We start from the raw sequence: 26581 nt of genomic DNA on the forward strand, positions 1-26581 counted from the left end.
GACGATGGACACGAACACATGCTGGAAATTACCAATCTGGTCAAACGCTATGGCCACGATGAAGCCGTGCTAAAAGAGCTTGACCTCAAGGTAGAGGGAAACAGTGTTGTTGCTATCGTAGGCGCGTCGGGGGCGGGTAAAAGCACCATGCTGAGGTGCATTAATCGCCTCGTCGAGCCGACCTCCGGCTCTATCAAGCTTAACGGCCATGAGCTTTTACGCCTGAGAGGGGCGCAACTACGCCGTGCGCGACGCAAAATTGGCATGGTGTTCCAGGGCTTTAACCTGCTGGACCGGTTAACCGTGATGGAAAACGTGCTGGCCGGACGATTGGGCTACGTGAACCTCTACCAGGCGATTTCACGCCGCTACCCCCAGGCCGATATCGAGCGTGCCTTTGTGCTAATGGAACGCGTCGGCATCGCTCACTACGCCAACAAGCGCGCCGATGAGCTTTCCGGCGGCGAGCGCCAGCGAGTCGGCGTCGTTCGCGCCTTGATGCAGGAGCCTGACGTACTGCTTGCCGATGAGCCCACGGCGTCCCTCGACCCGCGTACGTCAGAGCAGATTATGGTCCTGCTGCAAAGCCTGGCAAGCGAGCTCTCTTTGCCGGTGCTGATTAATATTCACAACGTCGCCCAGGCAAAGACCTATACCGAGCGCATCGTGGGCTTACGCCACGGTAAAATGATCTTTGATGGTCTGCCTGCCGACTTCAATAAAGACGCCTTGGATGCCATCTACGGCGGGATTGACGCGCCGGACGATGCGATCACCGATACCCCCGCGGAGGAGCACGCCCATGACGCCTCCTGACGCTCAATCATCGACACCCCGCACCTGGAAAAAGCCGCCGTTTATTGCCAACCCGCTGCTGCGCTACGGCTTGATCATCGTCGGCGTCGTCTACCTGGTCTGGGCCTTTGGCTCACTGCCGTTCAACTGGGCACGGATTGCAGAAGGCCTACCCCGCGCGGGGCGAATTTTTGGCGGTGGTTTCCCGCCCAACCTTGAGCGCTATGAGCTGCTGATAACGGGCTTCAAAGAAAGCTTTCAAATCGCCATTATGGCCACCCTGGTCGGGGTGCTTCTGTCGATCCCCTTTGCCGTCATGGCGGCGCGTAATATCGCCCCGATGCCCATTTACATCATCGGCCGGGCGGTGATTATTATCTCGCGCAGCTTCCATCCGGTTATCGTGGCGATCCTCTTTGTGGCCGCCGTCGGGTTTGGCCCGCTCGCGGGGATTTTGACGCTGATCCTCTATTCGATCGGCTTTGTCGGCAAACTGCTCGCCGAAGAGATCGAAGAAATTGACTGGGGCCAGGTAGAGGCCATGAAGGCCGCAGGCGCAGGCTATGGGGCCATACTGTTCTATGCGGTCTTTCCGCAGATACTACCGCGCCAGGTAGGGCTTTCCATGTATCAACTGGACAGTAATCTGCGCGCCTCGGCGGTGGTCGGGATTGTCGGCGCGGGCGGCATTGGCAGCACGCTGATGAACGCCTTTGGACGCTACGATTACGATTTCGCCTTTGCCATTTTGCTGGTGATTATCGCCGTCATTCTGCTCAGCGAAGGCATCAGCGGCTGGGTAAGGAAAAAAATATGGTAGATCACGCTCAACAGCTTGCCGACCACGTTTGGCAGCGCCATAACCCCAAACAGCGTCTTATCCGCTTTGCCGTGCTTCTCGCCACCGCGATGCTGGTTTTTTGGGCGGTGCGCGATATTGATATCTTCTGGCCCTGGGTATGGGATGCGCCCAATCAGATTACCGGGCTTGGCGCCCGTATGTGGCCGCCCAGTGGCGAAGGCTTAAACAACATCATTGGCGCCTTGATCGAAACCGTGCATATCGCCACCCTGGCCACCTTCCTGACGATTTTTCTGGCCCTACCGGTGGCCTATATTGCCGCCCAGAACACCACGCCAAACCGGGCCTGCCTATGGCTTGGGCGTTTTATTCTGGTCGCCAGCCGTTCGGTAAACACCATTATCTGGGCGCTGCTGTTCGTGGCGATTTTCGGCCCTGGGGTACTCGCCGGTATTCTGGCGATCATATTTCGCTCCATCGGCTTTATCGGCAAGCTGATGGGCGAGGCAATTGAGGAGATTGACCGGCGCCCGGTTGAGGCCATGGAAGCCACCGGGGCCTCTAAAGCCAAAGTAATTGCCTATGCGGTGGTTCCCCAAGTCATGCCTGCCTTTTTTGCCATCGTGATTCTGCGCTGGGATATCAACATTCGCGAATCGACGGTTCTGGGGCTGGTAGGCGCGGGTGGTATTGGGGTTATCTTGCAAGGCTCGATTGATACCTTTGCCTGGCAGACCGTGGCCACCATCCTGATCGCCATCATCGTGTTAGTACTGATTGGCGAGGCCGTGACGAGTCTGCTGCGTAGCAAGGTGCTTTAAGCCACGTCTTGTTGCCCAAAGCGAGCGTTTAACCTAGCGCTGCCAATAGGCCACCACACAGTTGCGACCACTCTCTTTGGCAAGATAAAGCGCTTGGTCGGCTTGGGCGATTGCCATCGATTGGCAGTGCCCGACATTGCCACCCGGCATCATGGTGGCCACCCCCAGGCTAACGGTCATCGGCACGCTGACCTTGCGGTTGCTCAGCGTGCCTCCGATGCCGGGCAACGCATCAAGTACAAACGGGTCGTCGGCAATACAGCAGCGCAAGCGCTCGGCAAGCTGAAGCACCTGCGCCTCACCCAGCTCAGCCACAACCATGGCAAACTCTTCCCCGCCTAAGCGCACCAGGCAGTCATCGGGGCGTAACTCTGCGGCAAGACGCATCGCCAGAGTCTTGAGCAAGGCATCTCCGGCCGGGTGACCGTAGCGGTCGTTAATATGTTTGAAGTGGTCAATGTCCAACAGCAGTAAATACGGGCGCTGGCACTTCCCACTATTTAGCAGCTCACGAATATAGCGCACCATGCCGCGGCGGTTATACACGCCGGTCAGTTCATCAAACTCGGCCTCGGTTTGTGCCTGCACTTCGACTTGTTTGCGCTGCGAAATATCAATCGCCAAGCCAGCTATACCCGCGAGCCGTCCACCGGAGACGTAATTGGCTTCAAGCACCAGTTCGTGCCAACGGGTGTCTCCTTGCTGATCGATCAAGCGCACATCTAAACGGCAACTGCCGTTACACACGCCACAGCAGTGACGCAAAAGCGCCCATAGTTTGCGGCGATCTTCCGGCACGATATGCGCTAAAAGCCGCCGTAGTGGCAGGCGGGCATAATCCGGCGGGTAACCCAGGGTGGCTAACAGTCCCGAAGAGCACCAGGTGGCACCACTGGCGGGGTTAATCTCCCAGGCACCGCAAGCAGCAACACGTTGGAGCAAATCAACCTGCCGCTTGCGGCTATTGAGCTGGTGGCGGTAAATCGCTGAAGCAATCAACTCCGCAGCAATGGCCAATGCTTGCAGCCCGGGGCCTTCCCAGTCTACCTCGCGCTCACAATCGTCAAACCCGAGCGTACCCCACCACTGGCCGTTGACCATAATGGGCACCGTCACCATTGAGCGAATTCGCTGGCTCTCTAAGTTCTCACGCAATGAGCCGTTTGGCAGTTGAGACACAATGCAAGTGTGGGCATCACCGCGCGCCCGGCGCGTGACCATATCGGCGTACTCAGGATCATCAATCGCCATGGTAAAAAAGCGAAAACGCTTTTGCGTCAACTGACGGTAGTCAGAGGTGGCCGCCCACTCGAACACGTAATCCTGCAATAGCCCACTTGGTGCTTGCTCTAGCAACTGAAAAATCCATACGCGACTCACGCCCGAGGCCTCTCCCAGCGCTTCCAACAGCTGATTAACGCCATTGCTCCAAAAACGCCGTTGCACTAGCGCCGCGCTACCGGTAGCGAGCGCATTGAGTAGACGCGGGACATCGGGAGTAAGGGGAGCAGGCATAGTCAGACGCATCTCAGCATTGTTGAACGCATTGAGCCTAGCACAGTACGGTTAATTTGCATTAGTGCTGCTCGCTCGCGTTTGACCAAATGGCTAACGCTTGCCATGGTGAAAGAGACCCTTGCCATGGCGAAATAAGCCAGCGGTAAGCACCAGCGAAGAGAAGGAGCACGCGTACGATGACAACCTATATCGTGGTAGCCGACGCCGCACGAGCGCGCATTTTTACCCGCGACACACTAACGCTAGAAGAAAAAGAGAGTTTAGTCCACGCAGAAGGACGCTTACACGAAGGCGATTTAATCACCGATGGTCGCGGTGCGGATGTCCACGAATCCATGTCCACCACCTCACGCTCCTCTGGTGAAGAAGGTAGCGCTTCACAGCATGAAAACGAGTTATTCGCCAAGGAGGTCGCCCAACGTCTTTACACTGCACGCACAGCAAACCAGATCCACAAACTTATTTTGGTTGCCCCGCCCAAGTTCTTAGGTCTATTGCGTGAAAAAATCGATGCCACCACACAAAAGCTCATCATTCACACGCTGTCAAAAGACTTAACCAAAGCATCGCTTGCGAATATTCAAGAAGCGGTTAGCGATCTGCGTTAGTCATATAAATCGTTTTTCGCTTACAACTAAAGAACGAGGTATCTCTGCCGATATAGGCAACTTACGTCAACGCTGCGTGGCACCCGCGCAGCGTTTTCATGTTTCCTGATTTTGAGAGCTACCATGTTTGCATCCCTAAGAGTCCGCATCCTGCTCGCTGCTCTAGCGGCGGTCGCTATTGCGCTTATCGCCAACGGCCTCGTTAGCTACGCCACGGTAAAGCACCACAACAACGCCCAAATTAGCCGCAACCTCAACGCGGTCGTAAACGGCAACACTCAAGCACTTAACGAGTGGTTTGATGCCCGCCGCTCGATGCTTAAAAGCATGGATGAAGCAGCACAGAGCGACGATCCAAGCGCCGCCCTGCGCCAGCTCACCGCCTCCGGCGACTTTATGGCCACTTATATTGGCTACGCCGATACAGGCGAGACGATCTTTTTTAACGACTGGCAGCCTCCCAGTAACTTCGACCCGCGCGAGCGCCCGTGGTACAAAGCCGCCGTTTCCGAGCGGGACACCATCGTTACCGCGCCGTATGTCGATGCACAGACCGGCGATCTCGTGATCACTTTTGCCAGGCCCTACTATGCAGACGGCGAACTCACCGCCGTGATTGGCGCCGATATCACCATTAACGCCGTGATTGAGATCGTCGCCAACATCGCCCCGACGGATTCCAGCTTCGCCTTTTTGACCACCGCCGATGGCACCCTGGTGGCCCACCCCGATGCGAACCTCACCTTAGAACGCGCCAACGTCATCAGTAGCGCCTTAACGCCGGAAAAACTGCGCGCCATTACAAAAGCCAACCAACCGACGCCCATGACGCTTCAGGGCAGCGATAAACGCCTGTTGGGTAGCCACATTGGCGGTGACAGCGGCTGGCAGTTAATCGTGGCACTTGATGAATACGAGGCCACGGCGGGCCTGCGCGCTATCGCCACTACCTCCACGCTAACGCTCGTCATTGTCGCTGTTTTAACAGCTATCGTGCTGAGCCTGCTGCTCAAGCTGCTGCTACGGCGTTTACTTTCTGCGCGCGATGCCATGAACGACATTGCCTCAGGCGAGGGCGACTTAACCCAGCGTCTGCCGGAAGAAGGTAACGACGAAGTCACCCATATCGCGGCAGCGTTTAACCGTTTTGTCGCCATCATGGACGCCGTACTGTTGGATGTTCGTTCCAGTAGTGAAGCGGTTCACAACGCGGCGACGGAAATCGCTAACGGCGGCCAGGATTTATCACGCCGTACCGAAAATACCGCGTCCAGCCTGCAACAAACCTCCGCCTCAATGGAGGAAATTACCAGCACGGTCGAGCACACCTCGTCGTCTGCCCAGGAAGCCAACCAGCTATCACAGGCGGCGTCGGACGTGGCGGGTCGTGGCGGTGAAGCGGTGTCACAGGTCACGTCGACGATGGAAGATATCGCCGAATCCTCGGGCAAAATTGGCGATATCGTTACACTGATGAACAACATCGCTTTCCAGACCAACCTGTTGGCGCTCAACGCCTCCGTAGAGGCCGCACGCGCCGGTGAGCACGGCCGTGGGTTCGCCGTAGTGGCGGCAGAAGTCCGCAAGCTGGCCCAGCGCAGTAATGACGCCGCCAACGACATCAAAAACCTGATCGAAGACTCCCAAGGCAAGGTCCAATATGGCACCAAGCTGGTGCATAGCGCCGGCGAAACCATGGACGACATCGTCAATCACATTACCCGCGTCACCGACGTGTTGGGTGAAATCACCTCCGCTGCCAGCGAGCAAAGCGACGGTATCAGCCAGGTAAACGTGGCGGTGGCCGAGCTTGACCGGATGACGCAGGAAAACGCCGCCATGGTGGAGGAATCGACCACTGCGGCCGAGCAGCTTAAAGATCAAGCCGATCACCTCACCGGTGCCATCAGCCGCTTTAGGCTATCGGAGAGCGCTGCCGCGCCAGCACTCAATGCCCCTAAAGCGTACTGATGGGGAGATCATTAATGCACTTTCGTTCGTTACGTACCTTCGTCATCGCCCTGGCCGGCCCCTGCTTGCTGGCGATTGTCGTGGTCTTGGTGGCTTACAATCTGATCGCCACCTCGCGCACCCAGCAAACCGTGGAACAGCACACCAGTGAGCTGTTGGAAAGCGCCCTGGGTGCGCGCCTGAATGCGGTCGCCAGCGCGGAAGGCGAGCGCATTCAGCGCGAGCTGGAAAACGCCATGACACTGGCCACCCAACTGGCCGACACCAATGCGCTGATGGGCCAAGAAGACGAAGAAGGCCTGAAAGCGCTGTGGTTGAGCCGCCGTCAGCTCTCCAACATGGTGCGCAACACCGTTGCACAAACCCCCGCGCTACTGGACGCCTTCATCGGCTGGGAGCCCGACGCCTTCGGCAACGATGACCGCTTCGCCGGTAATGAGCGCTACGGCCACGATGGTAGCGGGCGCTTCATGCCCTGGTGGTACCGCACCGACGACGGCGAGCTAGCGGTATTGCCGCTGGGCGACACCATGGAAAGCCAGTCGCTGATGGCTTCCGGCGTGCGCGAAGGCGAATACTATCTGTGCCCCCGCGAAACGCTGGCACCCTGCATCATCGATCCCGCGTCTTACGACTACGACGGCGAGACGCTACTCGTGACCTCCTTCAACGCGCCGATAGTGGTGGATGGCGAATTTCGCGGATCAGCAGGCGTGGATCTGTCGCTCAACTTCATCCAACAACTTCTTGAGGACGCCAACCAGTCGCTATATGACGGCGCTGGCCGGATGACACTGGTGGCCGGCCGAGGCGGTCTAGTCGCAGATACCCAAAGCACGGAGACGCTGGGCGAGCACGCCGAGACGGTGCTTGACGATGATATATTGAAGCGCGTGACCACTGCGGCTCAGCAGCAACGCCTGCAAAGCGGGACGCACGACGGCATGATCGAGCGCTATCAGCCGATCACTATCGGCGACAGCGAATTGCCTTGGGTATTAATGGTACAGCTGCCCGAAGAGGCCGTGCTCGCCGACATTAACGCCCTGCAAAACGTGCTGGGCGAGCAGCGTCGGCACGATGCGATGGGCATGACCCTGGTGGGCCTCATCGTCGCCGCGCTAGGGCTACTGGCGTTATGGTGGATAGGCGGGCGTATTGCCTACCCGCTCAAACGTCTCGCCAGCCGTATGCAAGAGATCGCTTCGGGTCACGGGGACCTTACCCAACGCTTGCCGGTACACGGCCGCGACGAGAGCGCAGCGGTAGCACGGCAGTTCAATGCGTTTGCCGAAAAAATCCAGACCATTCTGCTGGATGTTCGCCACAGCAGCGAAGCGGTCAACCATGCGGCTAGCGAGATCACCCAAGGGGGACACGACCTTTCACGTCGTACTGAGCAAGCCGCGGCCAGCCTGCAACAAACCTCTTCTGCCATGGAGGAGATCAGCAGCACCGTCAGCCACACCACTCACGCTTCTGAAGAAGCTAGCGGGCTCTCTCAAGGGGCTTCGCAGCTGGCGACCCGAACCGATAGCGCCTTTGAGCAGGTGGTGGCCACCATGGATGATATTCAAGCCACTTCCGAGGAGATTCACAGTATTGTCTCCGTGATTGACGGTATCGCCTTTCAAACCAATCTGCTCGCCCTGAACGCCTCGGTGGAGGCCGCCCGGGCAGGTGAGCACGGTCGAGGCTTTGCAGTGGTTGCCGATGAGGTACGCAAGTTGGCCTCACGCAGCAGCGAGGCTGCCAAAGATATTCGCCAACGCATCGAAGCCTCAGCAGGTAAGGTAGAAAGCGGTACCAAAATGGTGCGCGACGCCGAAGCGGCCATGCGTGAACTTGCACAAAGCGTGACGCGGGTAACGCAAATGTTAGGCGACATCAGCACGGCAGCCAAAGAGCAAAACGATGGCATCAGCCAGGTGAGCATTGCGGTGAGCGACTTGGACCAAATGACTCAGCAGAACGCTTCTCTAGTAGAAGAGTCCACTACCGCTGCCGAGCAGTTAAAAGGCCAAGCCGACCACCTTGCCGAGCTGGTCGATGGGTTTACGTTGGAATCAGGCCGCCAGGGCTCAGCGTTACCCGCGCCTGAAACGCGCCGCTAGGGAATTGGCGGCAGTGTAATATCATCGCTGCGCTTGGCGCCCGCGGTCATTTCGCGGCACAAGCGCAAAAACTCGCGCACCCCGGTAGTGAGGTACTTTTGCCGGTGCCAAATGAAGGTGAACTGGCGCTTTAGATCAAGCTCCGGCGTGGGTAGCGGTACCAGGCTACCGCGCCGGAAGGCGTCGCGCAGCGCAAGCCGGGAGATGCAGCCAATTCCCAAGCCAGACTCCACCGCCCGCTTAATCCCTTCAGTATGCTCAAGCTCAAGCAAGGTGTTAAAACGCCCACGGCGATGGCGGGCGGCCTGCTCCAACGTCAGTCGTGTGCCGGAGCCTTCCTCGCGCATAATCCAATCCTCACGCAGCAACTCATCAAGCTCTAAATGCTCTCGCCCGGCAAGCGGATGACGCGGTGAGCAGAACACGCACAGCTCGTCTTCGACCCACGGCTGGCTGATAATCCGCTCATCGTCACATAGCCCTTCGATCAGGCCGACATCAAGCGTGTGCTGGCGCACCCCCTCGATGATATGGCGGGTATTACGCACCGCCAACCGCGCCCGGCTCCCTGGGTAGCGCTGCATGAAGTCGCTAATCAGCAGTGTCGCCAAGTAGTTGCCGATAGTGAGCGTGGCGCCCACGTCCAGCACGCCCACACCTTGCTGGCCGCGCAGTAGCTCTTCGACCTCTTCAGCACGGTCAAGAAGCGCGACGGCTTTGGGGAGCAACTGGAACCCCAGCGCATTGAGTTTCAAGCGTTTGCCCAGACGATCCAGCAACAGGCAATCAAACTGGCGCTCAAGTTCAGCCAGTGCCGTGCTTGCGGCGGATTGTGAGAGTGACAACGCCTTTGCCGCATGGGAGACGCTTTCGTGCTGTGCCACTGCCACAAAAACTTCCAGCTGGCGCAAGGTAAAATGCATAAAGCCTGACCCATATCTATATAATAGATAAACGTTATCAATATAATTCGCTTAACAGATATACCACGCTTTCTTAGACTTGGCAGCAACACTTAATCTATTTTTTATTCTTTTTAAGCATATTAAGCCGATGCGTTAGCGCGGCCTGCATGAGGAGCCAGCCATTATGAGCAAATTTGCCTTGGAAGAAGTGCTCAGTGTTCACCACTGGAACGACACACTATTTAGCTTTCGCACCACGCGTGAGCGCAGCCTGCGCTTTAAAAACGGCCAGTTTGTGATGATTGGCCTGGAAGTCAACGGCAAACCCTTAATGCGCGCTTACTCCATCGCCAGCCCCAACTATGAAGACCATCTGGAGTTTTTCAGCATCAAAGTACCGGATGGCCCACTCACCTCGCGTTTACAGCACTTAAAAGTGGGCGATCAAATCATGGTCAGCCGCAAGCCCACTGGCACGCTGGTGACCGACGACTTGCTGCCGGGGCGCAATCTCTACATGCTCTCCACCGGCACGGGCTTGGCGCCATTTTTAAGCCTGATTCAAGACCCGGAAGTGTACGAACGCTTCGAAAACGTGGTGCTGGTACACGGCGTACGCGCTGTCTCTGAGCTGGCTTACGCTGATTTCATCACCAACGAGCTGCCAGCACACGAGTACCTGGGCGAAGAAATCGCCGAGAAGCTCGTTTACTATCCCACGGTCACGCGTGAAGATTTCCACACCATGGGCCGCCTCACCGACCATATTCGCACCGGCAAGTTATTTGAAGACACTGGCCTTCCGCCCATCGACCCACGCCAGGATCGCGCGATGATCTGCGGTAGCCCCGCCATGCTTGACGACACCAGCGCCCTGCTCGACGAACTGGGCCTGAATATCTCCCCGCGCATGGGCGAGCCCGGCGATTACGTCATCGAGCGCGCTTTCGTGGAAAAATAGTGTCAGTGGAAAAATAAAGTAAGAGGAAAAACAGAATCACCTGCTCTTCGACAGGCTCAGAGCGAACGGTTTCGTCGGTCTTACGTAAGCGCAACCTGTTGCCGGTCATCCTGAGCTTGTCGAAGGACAACCGGCCACCCCTACTACACCGCGTCTTTGCCCGTTTCGCCGGTACGAATGCGGATCACCTGCTCAAGCGGCATGACAAAGATTTTGCCGTCGCCAATTTTACCGGTATTGGCTACTTGCGTAATGGCATCGATTACCTGCTCGGCCATGTCGTCGTCTACGGCCACTTCCAGCTTCACCTTGGGCAGAAAATCCACCACGTACTCGGCGCCACGGTAGAGCTCAGTGTGGCCTTTTTGGCGGCCAAAGCCTTTCACTTCCGTCACGGTAATACCTTGCACCCCGATATCGGAGAGCGATTCGCGTACGTCATCAAGCTTGAACGGCTTGATAATGGCAGAAATCAGTTTCATAGAATGTCCTCTAGCGCTGGTGAGTCACACGTTAACTTACCAAGCATACACCGCCATTGCGCAAGAATAAAAAAGCCTCCCCGAAGGGAGGCCAAGAGGAGCACGCCAGCTCACTCGGTAGGCATCGCTTATTTATTCGCGACGCTAAACTCGGGGTAGGCTTCCATACCGCACTCAGTAAGGTCGACACCTTCATACTCTTCTTCTTCGGTCACGCGGACCCCCATGATCGCCTTGATGATCAGCCATACCACTAGGCTGGCAATAAAGACCCAGGCAAAGATACCAATCATGCCGATGATTTGGGCGCCAAAAGTAGCATCGCCATTAGAGAGCGGCACCGCCAGGCAACCCCAGATGCCAACCACGCCGTGGACCGAGATCGCGCCCACCGGGTCATCAAGCTTGAGCTTATCGAGCATCACGATGGAGGCCACCACGATCACGCCACCCACCATACCGATTAACATTGCCCCTAAGGCAGTCGGCGCCAGCGGCTCAGCGGTAATCGCGACCAACCCGGCGAGCCCACCGTTAAGCGCCATGGTGAGATCCGCCTTGCGGAACCACAGCTTAGCCAAAATCAGCGCGGCAATCACACCGCCTGCTGCCGCGGCATTGGTGTTCACCATCACCTGAGCCACGTTATTGGCCGAATCCACATCGGAAACTTTCAGCTCAGAGCCACCGTTAAAACCAAACCAGCCCATCCACAGAATGAACGTACCCAAGGTGGCAAGCGGCAAATTAGCACCGGGAATCGCACGGATAGAACCGTCTTTACCGTACTTGCCTTTACGCGGCCCAAGGACCAGTACGCCCGCCAGTGCCGCTGCAGCGCCAGCCATGTGGACGATGCCCGAACCGGCAAAGTCAGAGAAGCCAATGGCATCAATCCAACCGCCGCCCCAGGTCCAGTAGCCGGAAACCGGGTAGATAACTGCCGTCATCACCACGGCGAAAACCAGGAAGGCCCACAGCTTCATACGTTCAGCGACCGCACCAGACACAATCGACATGGCCGTGGCCACAAAGACGACCTGGAAGAAGAAATCAGAACGCATGGAGTAGTAAGGCGCGTCATCACCACCGGCGGTGACCGCATCGACGCTGTTTTCACCGCCGAGCAAGAAACCCAAGTTAGGCAAAAAACCGCCCGCGCTGCTTGAGTACATGATGTAGTAACCCACCAGCAGATACATAGTGCAGGCGATGGCAAACAGCGCGATATTTTTGGTCAAGATTTCAGCGGTGTTTTTGGAACGCACAAGCCCTGCTTCTAACATGGAGAAGCCGGCGGCCATCCACATCACCAATATGCCGCAGATTAAGAAGTAAAACGTATCGAGCGCGTAACTCAGCTCAGCAAACTCGTTCATAGGAAAATCTCCATCTGACAAGAAAAGAGGTGTCGGTGGGCTTATACGGCGTCAGCGCCACGCTCACCGGTGCGAATGCGGATCACATCTTCTAGCGGCGTGACGAACACTTTACCGTCGCCAATCTTGCCGCTGTTTGCCGCGCTGCAGATCGCTTCAAGCACCGTTTCCAGGCGCGAGTCATCGACAGCAACTTCCACTTTGACTTTGGGTAAGAAGTCGACAACGTACTCCGCACCACGATAGAGCTCGGTATGGCCTTTCTGACGACCAAAGCCTTTTACCTCAGTCACGGTAATACCTTGAACGCCGTTATCGGCCAGCGCTTCGCGCACGTCGTCGAGCTTGAACGGCTTGATGATGGCGGTGATGAGTTTCATCCCGTATCTCCCTTGCGTGGTTAACAAGTGCTGGCAAAAGCAACATGAGCTGCCTGTACCAGGTGCTTTCCTTGGCTAATGCGTATTGCGTGCCACATATAAAAAAATCTTTCAAAAACAAAAATATAAAGACCGACATTTATACTACACATGCAATAAAAAGCACTGCGCCGCGCCACACGTTTTCCCCACGCACCAAGAAAGTGCAAAGCCCTAGCCACTCTGCATCATTACAATGCAACGGATTTCACAGGATAATTTTGGCCGATTCGCCGCCGGGCACATGCGCGAAAGCCCTGGGTTGCGTATCCTTACGGGAGTGACTTACCACTGATAAAGGAGAGAGCCATGATGCCTCACGACCGTATTGGCCAGCTAGCACAGCAAATCGGTGACCGCCTGCAGAACGCCTCGCAAGCGCCGGAAGATATTCAAAAAGGAGTGCAGCAAGTGGTGCGCGGCGCTTTTGATCGCCTGGAGCTTGTCTCGCGGGAGGATTTCGACATCTTGATGGACGTACTGCAGCGTACCCGCTCTCGCGTCGAAGCGTTGGAAGACCAGGTCGCTGCGCTGGAAGCCGCCATCGATGCCAAAGAGGGGCGCGCAAGCGAGCCAACGCCCAGCGGAAACGGTGCCACAGGCAGCCGCCCGGAAAGCGCCCTTAACGAAGATCAGCGCTCTCAAGACCAGTAACATGAAAAACGGCCCCGAAGGGCCGTTTAAGAGCGCCAATTAGGCTCAGAAGTTGTAGCTGACAGTCGCCTTAACACTGCGCTCGGCGCCGAAGTAGCAGAAGTTTAGGCTATTGCAGCCGCCCACATAGTCTTCGTCGAGCAGGTTAGTGACATTGAGCCGCGCCGAAACATCGTCAAGCCCCAGCTTTTCCAGGTCATAGCCCAGGGCGGCATCCACCAGGGTGTAATCAGGCAGCTTCTCGGTATTGGCCTCGTCCACGTAGATATCGGCGTAATAACGCACACCGAGGCCGGCATCCAAGCCCGCAAGGGCACCTTCTTGGACGCGGTACTGACCCCAAACCGACGCCTTGTGGCGAGGCACCCAGTTGTCAGTATTGCCCTCGTTGGCATCACGGGTCTTCTTGAGGGTCACATCGGTGTAGCTGTAGCCGGCTTGCAGGCTCACGTTGTCGCTAAGCTGGTGTTGCGCTTCCAGTTCGACGCCTTGAGATTCGATCTCGCCGGTGGCCCGGAAGAAGGTTTCGCTGGCACGTTTAGTGGCCAAGTTCTCTTGGGTAATGTGGAATAGCGACAGACTGTAATGATCCTGCGTGCCAACCGGTTGGTATTTCAGCCCGGTCTCGACCTGCTCACCCTCGGAAGGTTTTATCAAATCGCCATGCTGGTCGACGGAAGAATTGGGGCTGAAGGAAGTGGTGTAACTGGCATAGGGCGCCAGGCCATTGCCGAATAGATAGAGTGCCCCAACACGACCGCTAAACTGGGTGTCATCCAGCTCGCTCTCGGCCCCGCTGTCGCGTTCGGTATTGGTGATATCCACCCAATCGTGGCGCCCCCCCAAATTCACACGCCAGTTGCCCAGCGCCAGCTGGTCCTGGAGATAGACGCCTGTCTGTTCGAGTTCGCGTTGGCGGCGAATATCCGCGTACAGGGCAGTGGGGTCGGCGCCATATTGCGGGTCGAAAGCATCGATGGTCGGGAACGCTCCCGAGCCCCAGATAACATCATTGTCCCGCTGCTGGTAGTCAAGGCCAGCCAGCAACGTGTGCTCCACAAAGCCGGTGGTCAGATTCGCTTCAAGCTGGTTGTCCACCGCCAGTGCCTGAAGCGACTCGTCGCCGCTGGAGTAGTAGCGGTTTAGCTCGGCGTCACTGGCCCAGCCGAAAGCATAGACCTGCTCGAGCTCAACATCGGATTCTGTGTAGCGCAACGACTGACGGCCTGTCAGGTTATCGCTGAAACGATGCGTCAACTCATAGCCAAGCATGGTCTGATCGCGCTCAAACCGATCAAAATCGTCTTCGCCTTCAAAAAAGGTGTTGTCAATCCGGCGGCCGTTGCGATCCTCGACCGTGCCTTCGAAGGGCAATCCCGAGTGATATCCGCCTTCCGGGTCCTGGTGCAAATAGGCGTGCAGGGTGAGGCTGGTGGCATCAGTGATGTCCCAGGTCAGCTGTGGCGCCAACGCATAACGCTCCTCCTCCACAGGGCCGAACTGGGTATCGGCGGCACGGCCGAGGCCGGTCAAGCGGAAGGCGACGCGACGCTCGGCATCCAGCGGCCCGGTGAGATCGAAGGCAACGCTGCGCTGGTCGTTATTGCCTACGCCAAACCGCAGCTCGCCGCTATGCTCGAACTCGGGGCGCCTGCGGGTCTGAGCCACCAGGCCGCCGGGTGAGGCACGTCCGTAAAGCACCGAGGCCGGCCCCTTGACCACCTCAATGTTCTCTAAGAAATAGGGGTCGATGACCAACGAGCTGAAGGAGCCGCCATCGCTCATCACCTTGAGGCCATCTAGGTAAGTGTTGTTGATGCTGCCGTCGGTGAAACCGCGCAGAACGAGGTAATCGTAGCGGTTGGAGGCACCGATCTGATTGGTGTAGACGCCGGGCGTGTAGCTGGCGGCACGCTGGACGGTCTCGGCTCCCCTGGCCTCCCAGGTCTCGCGTTCAATCACGGATACCGTCTGGGGTGTCTCGACGAACGGTGTCTCCGTCTTGGTGGCCGCCTGAGCTGTTATGGTGAGCGGGTCGAGTGCGTCATTTTGTTGGGCGTTGGCCGTCAGGACCGTACTGGAGGCGGCAAGCGATACCGCCAGCGCCAAGGGGCGTGGAATCGGCATAGGGACGTTTCCTGCATAGTGAAAAGGGTTTCGCGTGTAATGAGAATTGTTACTTTTTGAAGACCGAAAAAGGTATGCAAGATGCTCAATCGGCTATGCGCGGCGCTCAGCTTACACGCGACAGGGAACTTGGTGAGTCACCAAAGCGACGCCGAAAGGCGGTGGCGAAGTTGCTAGCGTGGCGATAGCCGGAGAAGTGAGCCGCTTGCTGCACGCTGTAACCTTTGTGAAGGTAGCTGCAGGCTAGGCTCAACCGGCATTCGCGCAGATAATCAAACACCGAGCAGCCAAAGGCAGCGCGGAACTTGCGTCTCAGGCTGGCAGGGCTCATCACGGCCAGCTCGGCCAAGTTTTCCAGGCAGTAGTGCTGGGCTGGGTCATGGCGCAGCGTGTCGCGCACCCGCTCCAGGCGCTGACGCTCACCGGGGGCTGAAAGCGAAATGCTCTTGGCAGCTTCCCTGGGGAAGAGACCATGTGCCAACAGCTGCAGCCCAAGGCCTTCAAGAAGCAAGCCCTGAGCAGGGCTTGCCAGAGGCACTGCCAGGGCGTGCTCCAGGCTTTCGCGCAAAGCAGGCGGCAAGTGCCAAGAACGCATGCGCGAGTCATGCTCGCTTGAAACGCCCTCGTCCAGCTGGTTCAGGCGCGTCTCGTCGAGCCCCAGGGTAAGGGCGCGCAGGCGCTGACCTGCCGGCTGGAAAGCCTGTAAGCCATGATGAGCATCGAGGCGAACGCTCAAGGCCATGCCCGGTGTAAGGGCCAGGGTTTGGCGCGCCAAGTTAACCTCAGCATGCCCTTCCAGCAGGACGATAATGGAGAGCGGAGACGTCGTCCGGGAACAAGATTCGTAGCGATACAACACCTCCACATCGGAGGCGACCAGCTGCATCCCCGGCCCCAGGACGCGCTCCTGCACCACGCCACGCAACACGGGCACATCGGCCTGGAGCGAAAGTGCCGGAACTCGGTACTCCAGGCCATAACGCCGGCCGTAGGCCTGTAGATCGCGCGGGGTATGTTGACGAACGGCGCCGCGGGTCACACTCACCCGCGGTACGTCAGGCTGCCGATCACGCTGCGCGACTTGCCGTAGTCGCACCAGAAATCGCCGCTTTCATTCATGTTGTCGCTATTCATGGCGTCTCCTACGATGTCGTCAGGTACAGGTACTGTCGTCGACTATCGCTGTAAAATCTCGTTCCCATCAGGCACCACCGTCCGACAAAGCCCGGGCGGCGGTGTCCTGAACACATCAGTAAGCCAACGACCACGTCACGTTGTAGGTACGGCCGCGGCCTTGGTAATCATAGAGGTACTCCGGGCCATAATAGGGCGAATAAAACATCGCAGCGCGCTGCCCCCAAACCGTGGAGTAACTTTCGTCGAGCAAATTCTGCACGCCAAGGCTGAACTTACCGACATCGGTTTTTTGGCTCAGAGCAAGATCCAGCGTGGTGTAGCCATCAATCTCACGGTCTGCGGCGTCCTTTAGATCAAAAGCGTGATTGGCCTGCAGGCGCGCCGAACGCACATAGTCTGTCCAACCGACAAAGGCCGTGGCGGAGGAAAGAGAGGCATAGCGAGCGTCGCGCTTCTTCCAGCTACCCGTCTCTGCTTTTTGCTCGGAACGCACCAGATGGAGCGTGCTACCTGCTTCGAAGCCATTGTCAAAGTAGCGGGTTACAGCCCCCTCAAGGCCATAATCGCGCTTCTTATCGTCAACCACCGTGACGCTCAGGTCCTGGGAGTTTTCGACTGCCTTGTCGGACCACGAATAGTAGAGCGCGGCCTGCGTCATCCAATCCCCTCCCTGGTAACGCCAGCCGAGTTCGACCTGGTCAGTCTCGATGGCGGATAGCGGATTTTCGGCGACACTGACCTCGGCGCTCTTGCCATAGTATTTGGCCGGGTCGGGCAGCTCGAAGCCTTGGCTATAGCGCAACCAATTTTGATGGCCATTACCGAAATCATATAAAGCGCTGGCGTTTAGCAGCGTGGCGTCGTAGTCGTTCTCACCGCCGGGAATGGCGTTGAAATCGCCCACCTCGACATCCATGTGCTGTCGCCGCACGCCCGCTGAAAGCGCGAGTTCCTCCGTCACCTGCCAATCGCCTTGGGCAAAAGCCGCCAGCGTATCGACTTGGTAATCCGGATAGCGCGGCGTGACGTTGATGGCGTCTTGAACGAGGCCGCCGGTGGCGTCCGAGATACTCTTGTCGAATATCATCTGGTTAGCATCGAAGCGTTCGCGGTCGTAATCCGCACCATAGGTGAGCGAGATACTGTCGGTCAGCTCGGCATCAAACAGCGCTTTTAACCCGCTCAGGTCGGTATTTTGCTTGGACGCACGAAACTCGGATCCGTCGCTGACCGGGTAAGGGAACGCCTGAAAGCTGGCTTCCTCTTCGCGGTGGAAGGCTTGCAGATAGAAGTTCTGGCCCAGCAGATCGGCGTGATGATACTGCAGGTTGACCATGTGGCGATCGGTGGTCGGGTCACGGTCCGAGCGATAACCGTCACGGATCTGCGCGTCATCAAGATTGGGGGTGGCGGCATCCAGGTGGGGGAAGTAAACCCCGCGGTCCCCCTCGAAGCGTGAACGATAGACCTGAGCGCCGAGCTCCAGTGTCTGGTCGGCGGCCAAATTTACGTTTAGGTTACCCAGCACGTCGATACTGCGATTATCCTGCAAGTCGGTCTGGGCAATGTCAGGGAAAATCTCGTCGCCGTTGCCGTCGTAGTGGCGACCATTGTCCCGCAGCGCTACGCCGAGGTACCCCTGCACCCGCTCATTGCCACCGCTGACGGATTGAGCGATACGTTTGTCGAGATCGTCGCTGGCATTGAAGCTCGTGGTGACGCCGACCTCGGTGCGCCAATCGGGACCCCCTGCAGCACCCTTGTGTGTAATGATATTGATGATCCCACCAGTGGCTCCGCCGCCATAGAGGCTACTTGCACCGGAGAGAACCTCCACGCGTTCGATGTTAAAGGGGTCGATGGAATCGAATTGACGGGACAGGCCGCGGGAGCTATTGAGCGAAACACCATCGATCAGCACCTGGACACTGCGTCCGCGCAGGTTCTGACCATAGTTAGTACGCCCTTGGGGAGCAAGGTCGAGTCCCGGCACCAGCTTACCCAGCGCGGTTTTTAGATCGGCGCCGCTTTCGATCTGCTCTTTTAGCTGCGCATCGTCAACTACCCACACCGTGCCAGGAATCTGGTTAATCTGAGTCGGTGTGCGTGAGCCGACCACCACCATGGTGTCCTTTTCGCCTATATTCTCTTGAGCCAACAACGGCGACGCGCCAAATGCAAAACAGCCTAACGCTGAGGCACACAGGGCCCATCGAACAGCGGCGGCTAACGGTTGCGGTGCTAATGGCGAAGATGACGGAATAGCGGGGAGCAAGGAGTAAAACATGAGACGCGAGCCTTTGTGGATATCGTCATGTGGAGATCATACGGCAACAAATGATAATTATTACTCTTACATATCGCAACACCAACCGTTCGTATGCACCAATGCGTTTGATAAAACTTTTTATTTGATTAGAATTCGCCTTGCTAATAAGTCCACATATCGCTGCGTTAACGGGCAGGAGAGCCACCATGTTTGACGTCAATACCGCAGGCTTTCGGATGACCGACACGGCAGTGGTGGTTTGATGCGCATGCCGTTACGCTCTTTGCCCGCTTTTATTACGTACGTGTTGTTAATATTGGTGGGGCCACAAAGCAGTTTGGCCTCTTCGCAGTGGGCTACAATGGACTGGACGATTGCCGAAACCTTGCTGGCGATTGGCGCGCCTGTCAGCAGCGTCGCCCAGCAAAGTGACTACCATCAATGGGTGGGCGAGCCGCGCATCCCCGAAAGCACCACTGATATGGGGCTACGCTCCCAGCCCAACCTAGAACTGCTGGCCCACGCGCCCCCGAAGCAGACGCTGATTTCCCCTATGTTTTCCGGTTTGACGCCGCGCCTGGAGCGAATCGCCCCGGTCACCTCATTCACGCTTTACTCCCCCGGCACCGACACCTGGCAAGAGATGCAAACGCTGACCCGCCAATTAGGCGAGTTAACTAAACACCAGCCCCAGGCAGAAGCGCTGATCGCGGACACCCAAGCCTTGATGTCCACCCTGCGTGAATCCCGGCCCCTCCCTCCGTCAGAAATCGCGCCGCTATTAATCGTGCAGTTTATGGACGCCCGCCATGTGCGGGTATTTGGGGAAAACAGCTTGTATAACGCCGTTCTGGAACAACTGGAACTGGCCAATGCTTGGGACCAATCGACTAACGCTTGGGGGTTTTCGCTAGTGGGGATTGAAACACTGGCACGCTACCCAGAAGCGATGCTGGTGATTGTCGACCCGCTGCCGGCCGGAGTCGAAGCGGAGCTGGCAAAAAGCGGCTTGTGGCAGCAGCTTCAAAGCGTTAAACACGCCAAGCTGGTTCGCTTGCCGCCGGTATGGAGCTTCGGCGCGCTGCCTTCCGCACAGCGCTTTGCGCGCACGTTGGTAAGTGCGCTAAAGGCAAAACATGACAACTGATGTGCTAAAGCGCTATTGACCTGGCGTTTTGACACTGCTGCGCTGGCGCTTCTACCCAGCTACCCAGCCATGGCGAAATAAGCTAAGTTGGCGGTAGGTGTTAATAAAGCGAAGGAGCGCACGTCATGACATTAGCCATTGTGGCCACCCGAGCGGGACTAGGCCTGGAAGCACCGCCGGTGCATGTGGAAGTCCACCTCGCCAACGGGTTACCGGGGCTTACCCTCGTCGGTTTGCCCGAAGCCGCCGTTAAAGAGAGCCGCGAACGGGTACGCAGCGCGCTCGTTAATGCGGGCTTTGATTTCCCCAACACCCGGCGCATTACCTTAAACCTAGCACCTGCGGATTTACCCAAGGAGGGCGGGCGTTTCGATCTGCCCATTGCGCTGGGTATTCTGGCCGCCTCGGGCCAAGTCCCCGTCGAAGCCTTGGAAGGCATGGAGTGCGCTGGCGAGCTAGCGCTGGATGGCAAGCTACGCGCCGTACCCGGCGTATTGCCTTTCGCGCTTGCCACCAAAGCCGCCGGGCGTACGCTGATTGTGCCCCACCCCTGCGCCGATGAGGCCGCGCTCGCGGGCAAATCGCTGGACGTGCTGCCCGCCGGTTCACTGTGGGAAGTGGTGTCTCACTTGCTCAACCAAGAGCGCATTCCCCCGCACCGGCTAAGCGTGCCGCCCACCGCCAAAGCGCCCATGGCCGACCTCTCAGAAGTCCGCGGCCAGCAGCAGGCGCGCCGTGCGCTGGAAGTCGCCGCTGCTGGCGGCCACAACCTGCTTTTCGCCGGCCCGCCCGGCACCGGTAAAACCATGCTGGCGAGCCGCCTGCCCGGTATTCTGCCGCCGCTTTCTGAAGAAGACGCCCTCGCGGTGGCCGCCGTGCGCTCGGTGTGTGGGCTATCGCTAGACGAGCACTGGGGGCAGCGCCCGTTTCGCCAACCGCATCACAGCGCCAGCGCCGCCGCGCTGGTTGGCGGCGGCTCCAAGCCCAAACCCGGCGAAATCTCGCTCGCGCACAAGGGCGTGCTGTTTCTTGACGAGCTACCGGAATTTTCCCGCCACGTGTTAGAGGTTCTACGCCAGCCACTGGAAACCGGGGAAATTCATTTGGCCCGTGCCAGCCACGAACGGCGATATCCAGCACAATTTCAATTGGTTGCCGCCATGAACCCGTGCCCCTGCGGGCACTTGGGCGACCCGCGCCAGCGCTGCCAGTGCACCGCCAGCCAGATTCAGCGCTATCAGGCGCGGCTTTCCGGCCCGCTGCTGGATCGCATCGACCTGCAAGTGGAAGTACCGGCGCTACCGCCAGAGCAGCTGACAGCACAAACCGAGGGCGAAGCCTCTAGCGCGGTGCGCCAGCGGGTAATGGCCGCCCGGGAACGCCAAATGGCCCGCGGCGCGCTCAACAGCGAGCTCAGCGGCAAAGCATTAGAAGCCGCCTGCGCACTGGACGATAACGAGCGCGCTTGGCTCGCGGGTGTTCTCGAAAAGCTCAAACTTTCTGCCCGCGCTTACCACCGCGTACTGCGCGTCGCGCTAACGCTCGCCGACCTGCAAGGCGAACCCAAACCCACCCAGCCGCACTTGATCGAAGCCATCGGCTACCGCCAGCTGGATAGGCTGTTGAAGGGTGGTTAGCCATCGGCACATTGCCTTTCAAATTCATGGGGGTACAATAAAAATTAGTGGAAGGAGCCATTGATGTCTTCCGGCTGTGACATTGAATACGACCTACGCAAGCAGCAAGCCACATTGGCGCACCGAGGCCTAGACTTTCACGATGCCCCTAACGTCTTTGCGGGCAAGACACTTGCAATGATTGATGACCGCCAGAATTACGGAGAGGAACGTATCATCACGGTCGGCACTCTATTAGAAAGGATTGTCGTCATTGTTTGGACGCCGCGCGGTGAAAAGCGCCGCATCATCTCCATGAGGTACGCCAATGAACGCGAAAGACAACGCTACGCCCACCACTTGGTTTGATCCCGATGATGCGCCCGAGCTGACCGATAAATGGTTCGAAGCCGCACATCAATACCAAGGCGATACCTTGATTAAACGGGGTCGAGGGCGACCGCCTATCTCAGAAAACGAACGCAAGGTGCCGGTGAAGATCCGCTACGATCAAGATGTCATCGAGACATTCCGCAAAACAGGTAAAGGCTGGCAAACCCGCATGAATCAGGCGCTGCGACAATATCTGAAAGAACACAACGTCAGCGAGCTAAAATAATGCTCCCCATGGAAAATGCCTCATGTGTATCGTTGGCAAAGTTCAATAAGCCTATCCCGCTACTACCAGCTGGATAGGCTGTTGAAGGGTGGTTAAGCGGTATCTAACGCAACGTTAGCGCAACGCTTTAATAAGGCGCAGGCAGAGGGCGTCGAGTTGCTGGGCTTTGGCTTCGTCTTTCAGTGCGCCGCTGTCGTCAAATGCATCGGCGGCGCCGGGGAGCGACATCGTTGGCGGAATCACCACCAAGTTGAGATTGTGCAGCAACTGCTGCACAACCGGCAGTGCGCGAATACCGCCTAGGCCCCCTGGCGAGGCGGCAATCAGCCCCGCAGGCTTGTCTGCAAAGAGCGCAAGACCGGGTGTATCCCCGTGCGGGCGCGAGAGCCAATCCAAGGTGTTTTTCAAAAGGGGGGTGATAAAGCCATTGTATTCGGGCGAGGCGATCAATACTCCATCGTGCTCGGCGAGCAGCTCGCGCAGCTTGAGTACGTTTTCCGGTGTGCCTTGCGCTTCGATCTCTTCATCGAATAGCGGGCAAGGGTAGTCGTTCAAGTCCACGAACGTCGCCGCTCCGCCCAACACGTCAAGGCGTTCGGCGGCAAGCTTCGCAAAGCGTTTGTTGAGCGAGCCAACTCGTGCGCTGCCAGCAAATACCATCACTTTCGGTTGTGCCATTTTTGCCTCCTTTTCATCCATCATCATGGCGAGAGTATCAACGGCATCTTCCGTCACCGACCGTGTTTGTACAAACTATGGTCTCGATAGCCTATCGACAAAGCCATCAATGACGACAAATAACTCACCGCGGATACGTTCCGTCTCATTGACCAAGTGGTGGCGAGCCGCAGGGTGGCGGTGAATGTCTGCTTGGGGAAACTTCTTTGCCAGAATCTGCAAGTTCCACGCCCAATCGACGGTGATATCCTGTTCACCCTGTAGGATAAGCGTTGGTACGGAGACCGGCTCTAGCGCCAAAAGTTGTGGCATCCAACGGCGCATAGCGCTGATCCACGCCACACTAAGCTTATCGGGCTGAAGCGGGTCGTGATCGCGTAAAAAGACAGTAAACGCCTCATCGTTAGAGTTAGCCCGATGCTTGCGCGGAATTTCTTTAACAAACGGGCTCGCAATCCAATGCAGCCAACTGGATTGATGCCAGCCCCAAGGTCGCACCAGCGGCGCCAGTAGCACTAGCCCCGCCCACGGCGAAGGCTCCCCCTGGCTTAGCGCATGGGTCGCCAAAATGGCCGCCCCCGTGCTCTGCCCCACCCCTAACCACGGCGTTGGTGCCAGGTTTTCATCACGCAAGCGGGCCTGCAGCGCCGTTAAGCAGTGTTGGTAGTCAGCGAAGTCATCGATTGAGGCACGCGCCCCGCTGGAAAGCCCATGGCCTGGCAGGTCCCACAACACGACGCGCCAGCCTTGGGCCAACAAGCGTTCCAGCAGATGACGGTAAAGCCCCAGATGATCAAAGTAGCCGTGTACCACAAACGCCGTGCCCACTGGCTCGGGCGGGCTCCACACCTGGCACCAGAGCGAAAAGCGTCCGGTATCCAGAAAACCTGCATAAACCTCGCGGGTATCGCTGAACAGCGCGCTTAGCCCATAATGGCAAAAATAGCCCTCCAGCGCCTGCGCTAAGGCGCCGTCCGGCTGCAATCGAGATAACGTTGCCTCACCTGGTGAACGGCGAAAGAGCGCTTCCAGGTGATGAAAATCGTGCATGGTCATGTTTTCGCTACTCCCACGGCTTCTTTTGGCAACGCTTTTTGCCTTATCGTCTGGTCAAGCCCTATCTTTTGGTCGAGCATCATCGCGCTTTACGATCTACGCTGTTTACATGCCACCACAGATGTGGAAGTATTTTCCATAAATCATTCTACCGCACTAGGGTGGCCTTAACGACCAACCTTAATGCCTTAAACAGGAGAATTCCCGATGAGCGAGCGTATCACGCGCCACCGTTTACAGGTGGCAGCCGATCTAGACCGTTTTATCAACGAGCAAGCATTGCCGGGCACCGGTGTCGATCAAGACGCTTTCTGGGCTGGGGTAGATGCCCTGTTTCACGATTTAACCCCGAAAAACCAGCAGCTACTTGAAGAGCGCGACACACTCCAAGAGAAGCTCGACACCTGGCATCGCGAAAACCCGGGCCCGGTGAAAGACATGCCGACCTACCGCCACTTTTTGAAAGGCATTGGTTATCTCACGGATGCCCCGGCCAACGTCAAGGCCTCCACGGCCAATGTTGACCGGGAAATCGCCGTACAAGCCGGCCCGCAGCTGGTGGTGCCGGTGAGTAATGCCCGCTACGCCCTGAACGCCGCCAACTCGCGCTGGGGCAGCTTGTATGACGCGCTCTACGGCACCGATGCCATCTCCGAAGAAGGCGGCGCCGAGAAAGGGACAAGCTTCAACCCTAAGCGCGGCGAAAAAGTCATCGCCTATGCCCGTGGCGTGCTCGACCGCGCAGCACCACTGGCCACCGGTTCACACCGTGACTCAGTGAAATACGCCATCCGCGACGAGCACTTGATCGTCACGCTGGAAGGCGGCCGCGAAACCGGCCTGAAAGACCCGGATAAATTGATTGGCTTTACCGGCGAGCTGGCCAAGCCCGACACAATCCTGCTAGCCAACAACGGCCTGCACGTTGAAATTCAGATCGACGCAGAACACGCCATTGGCAAAACCGACCCGGCGCATGTGAAAGACGTCGTCGTTGAAGCGGCGCTAACCACCATCATGGACTGCGAAGACTCGGTCGCCGCGGTGGATTCAGAGGATAAAGTGGGCGTTTACACCAACTGGCTCGGCTTGATGAAGGGCGACCTGGAAGAAAACATCGAAAAAGGCGATAAGACCGTCAAGCGTCGACTCAACGCCGACCGCACTTGGCAAACCACCGATGGCAGCAACGTGACCCTGCCCGGCCGTTCGCTGATGTTCGTGCGTAACGTGGGCCATCTGATGACCACGCCAGCGATTCTGGATGAAAACGGCAACGAGCTGCCGGAAGGCCTGCTTGACGCAGTCATGACCTCGCTGATCGCCCTTCACGATCTCAAGAAAGACGCCGATCAGCCACGTAACTCGCGCACCGGCTCAGTGTATATCGTCAAACCCAAGATGCACGGCCCCAAAGAAGTCGCTTTCTCTAACGAGATCTTTGGCCGTGTGGAAGACATCCTCGGCATGAGCCGCGACACCCTGAAAATGGGCATCATGGACGAAGAGCGCCGCACCACCGTCAACCTCAAGGCGTGTATCAATGAGGCCGCCTCGCGTGTGGTCTTCATCAACACGGGCTTCCTTGACCGTACCGGTGACGAAATGCACACCGCGATGGAAGCTGGCCCCATGGTGCGCAAGGGCGATATGAAAAGCGCTGCGTGGATTCAGTCTTACGAGAAGAACAACGTCCAAGTTGGCCTCGCCTGTGGCCTGCGTGGCCGCGCTCAGATCGGCAAAGGCATGTGGGCGATGCCCGATTTGATGCACAACATGCTGGAGCAGAAAATCGGCCACCCGAAAGCCGGTGCTAACACCGCGTGGGTTCCGTCACCCACCGCTGCGGCCCTGCACGCGCTGCACTACCATCAAGTGAACGTCACCGACGTTCAGCGCGAGCTCGAAGGCTTGGGCGAGCCGGATTACCTTGATGACCTGCTCACCGTGCCGATAGCGGAAAACACCAACTGGTCGGATGACGAAATTCAGCAGGAGCTGGACAACAACTGCCAGGGTATTCTTGGCTATGTCGTGCGCTGGGTAGAGCACGGCGTGGGCTGCTCTAAGGTCCCGGATATCCATAACGTTGCCCTGATGGAAGACCGCGCTACCCTGCGTATCTCCAGCCAACATATCGCCAACTGGCTACACCACGGCATCGTGGATGCGCCACGCGTCGAAGAGACCTTAAAGCGCATGGCCAAAATCGTCGACGAGCAAAACGCCGGTGACCCCACCTACACCGCCATGAGCGCCAACTTTGACGGCTCCACGGCGTTTAAAGCCGCATCGGATTTGATCTTCAAAGGCCGCGTACAGCCATCCGGCTACACCGAGCCGCTGCTGCACGAGTGGCGCCAGGTCCACAAAGCGAAGTAAGCGCCAAGTCTACACACGACAAATCTACACACTAGACCATCGTCGCCATCTGCCCCTTAAGGTCTCGCACCTTAAGGGGCTTTTATTTAGCGTAGGGCAACGTTAACGTTTACGTTTCAGT

23 protein-coding genes are annotated in these 26581 nt (G+C 57.7%); 13 read left to right on the forward strand and 10 right to left on the reverse strand.

Features of this window, described 5'->3' with window-relative positions; genetic code table 11:
* The first annotated feature begins 18 nt into the window (after positions 1 to 18).
* Genes phnC through phnE (M8006_RS01470) form a run of 3 tightly spaced genes read left to right on the forward strand, consistent with a single transcriptional unit; the run spans position 19 to position 2418 of the window.
* The gene (gene phnC, locus M8006_RS01460) at positions 19 to 816 is read left to right on the forward strand and encodes a phosphonate ABC transporter ATP-binding protein (RefSeq protein WP_250079306.1); all 798 of its coding nucleotides are present in this window, start codon (positions 19 to 21) and stop codon (positions 814 to 816) included.
* Positions 803 to 1615 carry a phosphonate ABC transporter, permease protein PhnE gene (gene phnE / locus M8006_RS01465; protein WP_250079308.1) on the forward strand — a complete coding sequence of 271 codons (813 nt, stop codon included), beginning with the start codon at positions 803 to 805 and terminating at the stop codon, positions 1613 to 1615. Before phnC ends, phnE (M8006_RS01465) begins: the two co-directional genes overlap by 14 nt.
* Positions 1609 to 2418: a phosphonate ABC transporter, permease protein PhnE gene (phnE, locus tag M8006_RS01470; RefSeq protein ID WP_250079309.1), complete on the forward strand. Its 810-nt coding sequence runs from the start codon at positions 1609 to 1611 to the stop codon at positions 2416 to 2418. Before phnE (M8006_RS01465) ends, phnE (M8006_RS01470) begins: the two co-directional genes overlap by 7 nt.
* 33 nt (positions 2419 to 2451) lie before the next feature.
* Here the strand turns inward: phnE (M8006_RS01470) and M8006_RS01475 are convergent, their stop codons facing one another.
* Complete coding sequence (locus M8006_RS01475; RefSeq protein ID WP_250079311.1) at positions 2452 to 3933, reverse strand: sensor domain-containing diguanylate cyclase; 1482 nt, start codon at positions 3931 to 3933, stop codon at positions 2452 to 2454.
* Between the two features lie 179 nt (positions 3934 to 4112).
* Here M8006_RS01475 and M8006_RS01480 point away from each other — a divergent pair, with 179 nt between their 5' ends.
* The 3 genes from M8006_RS01480 (at position 4113) to M8006_RS01490 (ending at position 8629) form a co-directional block, all read left to right on the forward strand.
* Positions 4113 to 4544: a host attachment protein gene (locus M8006_RS01480; RefSeq protein ID WP_250079313.1), complete on the forward strand. Its 432-nt coding sequence runs from the start codon at positions 4113 to 4115 to the stop codon at positions 4542 to 4544.
* A gap of 123 nt (positions 4545 to 4667) precedes the next feature.
* Positions 4668 to 6515, forward strand: a complete 1848-nt coding sequence (locus tag M8006_RS01485) for a methyl-accepting chemotaxis protein (RefSeq protein WP_250079315.1) — start codon at positions 4668 to 4670, stop codon at positions 6513 to 6515.
* A 14-nt stretch (positions 6516 to 6529) separates the two neighbouring features.
* Positions 6530 to 8629, forward strand: coding sequence for a methyl-accepting chemotaxis protein (locus tag M8006_RS01490; protein WP_250079317.1), 2100 nt, complete (start codon positions 6530 to 6532; stop codon positions 8627 to 8629).
* Here the strand turns inward: M8006_RS01490 and M8006_RS01495 are convergent.
* Positions 8626 to 9552, reverse strand: coding sequence for a LysR family transcriptional regulator (locus tag M8006_RS01495; protein ID WP_250079319.1), 927 nt, complete (start codon positions 9550 to 9552; stop codon positions 8626 to 8628). The two genes, M8006_RS01490 and M8006_RS01495, sit on opposite strands and share 4 nt — an antisense overlap.
* 166 nt (positions 9553 to 9718) lie before the next feature.
* Between M8006_RS01495 and M8006_RS01500 the strand changes: the two genes are divergently transcribed.
* A complete protein-coding gene (locus tag M8006_RS01500) occupies positions 9719 to 10495 on the forward strand; it encodes a ferredoxin--NADP reductase (RefSeq protein ID WP_250079321.1) in 777 nt (258 codons plus the stop codon).
* Positions 10496 to 10638: 143 nt separating this feature from the next.
* On the opposite strand, the gene glnK is transcribed toward M8006_RS01500, so the two are convergent.
* The 3 genes from glnK to M8006_RS01515 form a co-directional block, all read right to left on the reverse strand.
* Positions 10639 to 10977: a P-II family nitrogen regulator gene (gene glnK, locus M8006_RS01505; protein ID WP_009098335.1), complete on the reverse strand. Its 339-nt coding sequence runs from the start codon at positions 10975 to 10977 to the stop codon at positions 10639 to 10641.
* A 128-nt stretch (positions 10978 to 11105) separates the two neighbouring features.
* Positions 11106 to 12356 carry an ammonium transporter gene (locus M8006_RS01510; protein WP_250079323.1) on the reverse strand — a complete coding sequence of 417 codons (1251 nt, stop codon included), beginning with the start codon at positions 12354 to 12356 and terminating at the stop codon, positions 11106 to 11108.
* Between the two features lie 41 nt (positions 12357 to 12397).
* Entirely contained in the window at positions 12398 to 12736 is a 339-nt protein-coding gene (locus M8006_RS01515; RefSeq protein WP_250079325.1) for a P-II family nitrogen regulator, read from the reverse strand.
* A gap of 348 nt (positions 12737 to 13084) precedes the next feature.
* Here M8006_RS01515 and M8006_RS01520 point away from each other — a divergent pair, with 348 nt between their 5' ends.
* On the forward strand, positions 13085 to 13429 hold the full coding sequence (locus M8006_RS01520; protein WP_250079328.1) for an accessory factor UbiK family protein: 345 nt from the start codon (positions 13085 to 13087) through the stop codon (positions 13427 to 13429).
* Between the two features lie 45 nt (positions 13430 to 13474).
* On the opposite strand, the gene M8006_RS01525 is transcribed toward M8006_RS01520, so the two are convergent.
* The 3 genes from M8006_RS01525 to M8006_RS01535 form a co-directional block, all read right to left on the reverse strand.
* Positions 13475 to 15556: a TonB-dependent siderophore receptor gene (locus M8006_RS01525; RefSeq protein WP_250079330.1), complete on the reverse strand. Its 2082-nt coding sequence runs from the start codon at positions 15554 to 15556 to the stop codon at positions 13475 to 13477.
* A gap of 106 nt (positions 15557 to 15662) precedes the next feature.
* Positions 15663 to 16601 carry a helix-turn-helix transcriptional regulator gene (locus tag M8006_RS01530; RefSeq protein ID WP_250079332.1) on the reverse strand — a complete coding sequence of 313 codons (939 nt, stop codon included), beginning with the start codon at positions 16599 to 16601 and terminating at the stop codon, positions 15663 to 15665.
* Positions 16602 to 16805: 204 nt separating this feature from the next.
* On the reverse strand, positions 16806 to 18980 hold the full coding sequence (locus M8006_RS01535; protein WP_250079333.1) for a TonB-dependent receptor: 2175 nt from the start codon (positions 18978 to 18980) through the stop codon (positions 16806 to 16808).
* A gap of 244 nt (positions 18981 to 19224) precedes the next feature.
* Between M8006_RS01535 and M8006_RS01540 the strand changes: the two genes are divergently transcribed.
* The 4 genes from M8006_RS01540 (at position 19225) to M8006_RS01555 (ending at position 22344) form a co-directional block, all read left to right on the forward strand.
* Positions 19225 to 20109 (forward strand): ABC transporter substrate-binding protein, encoded by an 885-nt coding sequence (locus tag M8006_RS01540; protein WP_488592955.1) that lies wholly within the window; start codon positions 19225 to 19227, stop codon positions 20107 to 20109.
* Between the two features lie 125 nt (positions 20110 to 20234).
* Positions 20235 to 21746, forward strand: a complete 1512-nt coding sequence (locus M8006_RS01545) for a YifB family Mg chelatase-like AAA ATPase (protein ID WP_250079335.1) — start codon at positions 20235 to 20237, stop codon at positions 21744 to 21746.
* A gap of 63 nt (positions 21747 to 21809) precedes the next feature.
* Positions 21810 to 22094 (forward strand): BrnT family toxin, encoded by a 285-nt coding sequence (locus tag M8006_RS01550; protein WP_250079337.1) that lies wholly within the window; start codon positions 21810 to 21812, stop codon positions 22092 to 22094.
* On the forward strand, positions 22054 to 22344 hold the full coding sequence (locus M8006_RS01555; protein WP_250079339.1) for a BrnA antitoxin family protein: 291 nt from the start codon (positions 22054 to 22056) through the stop codon (positions 22342 to 22344). The genes M8006_RS01550 and M8006_RS01555 overlap by 41 nt, the downstream gene beginning before the upstream one ends.
* A gap of 114 nt (positions 22345 to 22458) precedes the next feature.
* Here the strand turns inward: M8006_RS01555 and M8006_RS01560 are convergent, their stop codons facing one another.
* A complete protein-coding gene (locus M8006_RS01560; protein WP_250079340.1) occupies positions 22459 to 23022 on the reverse strand; it encodes an NADPH-dependent FMN reductase in 564 nt (187 codons plus the stop codon).
* Between the two features lie 75 nt (positions 23023 to 23097).
* Positions 23098 to 24072, reverse strand: coding sequence for an alpha/beta hydrolase (locus M8006_RS01565; protein WP_250079543.1), 975 nt, complete (start codon positions 24070 to 24072; stop codon positions 23098 to 23100).
* Positions 24073 to 24285: 213 nt separating this feature from the next.
* On the opposite strand from M8006_RS01565, the gene M8006_RS01570 reads away from it, so the two are divergent.
* Positions 24286 to 26460: a malate synthase G gene (locus M8006_RS01570; protein ID WP_250079342.1), complete on the forward strand. Its 2175-nt coding sequence runs from the start codon at positions 24286 to 24288 to the stop codon at positions 26458 to 26460.
* The last annotated feature ends 121 nt before the right edge of the window (positions 26461 to 26581 follow it).

This window comes from Halomonas llamarensis (genome assembly GCF_023555005.1).
Taxonomy (GTDB): Bacteria; Pseudomonadota; Gammaproteobacteria; order Pseudomonadales; family Halomonadaceae; genus Vreelandella; species Vreelandella llamarensis.

Bases quoted from the DNA above. Each gene is read 5' to 3' on its own strand.
- phnC (WP_250079306.1), top strand. From the start codon at position 19: ATGCTGGAAATTACCAATCTGGTCAAACGCTATGGCCACGATGAAGCC.
- phnE (WP_250079308.1), top strand. From the start codon at position 803: ATGACGCCTCCTGACGCTCAATCATCGACACCCCGCACCTGGAAAAAG.
- phnE (WP_250079309.1), top strand. From the start codon at position 1,609: ATGGTAGATCACGCTCAACAGCTTGCCGACCACGTTTGGCAGCGCCAT.
- M8006_RS01475 (WP_250079311.1), bottom strand. From the start codon at position 3,933: ATGCCTGCTCCCCTTACTCCCGATGTCCCGCGTCTACTCAATGCGCTC.
- M8006_RS01480 (WP_250079313.1), top strand. From the start codon at position 4,113: ATGACAACCTATATCGTGGTAGCCGACGCCGCACGAGCGCGCATTTTT.
- M8006_RS01485 (WP_250079315.1), top strand. From the start codon at position 4,668: ATGTTTGCATCCCTAAGAGTCCGCATCCTGCTCGCTGCTCTAGCGGCG.
- M8006_RS01490 (WP_250079317.1), top strand. From the start codon at position 6,530: ATGCACTTTCGTTCGTTACGTACCTTCGTCATCGCCCTGGCCGGCCCC.
- M8006_RS01495 (WP_250079319.1), bottom strand. From the start codon at position 9,552: ATGCATTTTACCTTGCGCCAGCTGGAAGTTTTTGTGGCAGTGGCACAG.
- M8006_RS01500 (WP_250079321.1), top strand. From the start codon at position 9,719: ATGAGCAAATTTGCCTTGGAAGAAGTGCTCAGTGTTCACCACTGGAAC.
- glnK (WP_009098335.1), bottom strand. From the start codon at position 10,977: ATGAAACTGATTTCTGCCATTATCAAGCCGTTCAAGCTTGATGACGTA.
- M8006_RS01510 (WP_250079323.1), bottom strand. From the start codon at position 12,356: ATGAACGAGTTTGCTGAGCTGAGTTACGCGCTCGATACGTTTTACTTC.
- M8006_RS01515 (WP_250079325.1), bottom strand. From the start codon at position 12,736: ATGAAACTCATCACCGCCATCATCAAGCCGTTCAAGCTCGACGACGTG.
- M8006_RS01520 (WP_250079328.1), top strand. From the start codon at position 13,085: ATGATGCCTCACGACCGTATTGGCCAGCTAGCACAGCAAATCGGTGAC.
- M8006_RS01525 (WP_250079330.1), bottom strand. From the start codon at position 15,556: ATGCCGATTCCACGCCCCTTGGCGCTGGCGGTATCGCTTGCCGCCTCC.
- M8006_RS01535 (WP_250079333.1), bottom strand. From the start codon at position 18,980: ATGTTTTACTCCTTGCTCCCCGCTATTCCGTCATCTTCGCCATTAGCA.
- M8006_RS01540 (WP_488592955.1), top strand. From the start codon at position 19,225: ATGCGCATGCCGTTACGCTCTTTGCCCGCTTTTATTACGTACGTGTTG.
- M8006_RS01545 (WP_250079335.1), top strand. From the start codon at position 20,235: ATGACATTAGCCATTGTGGCCACCCGAGCGGGACTAGGCCTGGAAGCA.
- M8006_RS01550 (WP_250079337.1), top strand. From the start codon at position 21,810: ATGTCTTCCGGCTGTGACATTGAATACGACCTACGCAAGCAGCAAGCC.
- M8006_RS01555 (WP_250079339.1), top strand. From the start codon at position 22,054: ATGAACGCGAAAGACAACGCTACGCCCACCACTTGGTTTGATCCCGAT.
- M8006_RS01560 (WP_250079340.1), bottom strand. From the start codon at position 23,022: ATGGCACAACCGAAAGTGATGGTATTTGCTGGCAGCGCACGAGTTGGC.
- M8006_RS01565 (WP_250079543.1), bottom strand. From the start codon at position 24,072: ATGCACGATTTTCATCACCTGGAAGCGCTCTTTCGCCGTTCACCAGGT.
- M8006_RS01570 (WP_250079342.1), top strand. From the start codon at position 24,286: ATGAGCGAGCGTATCACGCGCCACCGTTTACAGGTGGCAGCCGATCTA.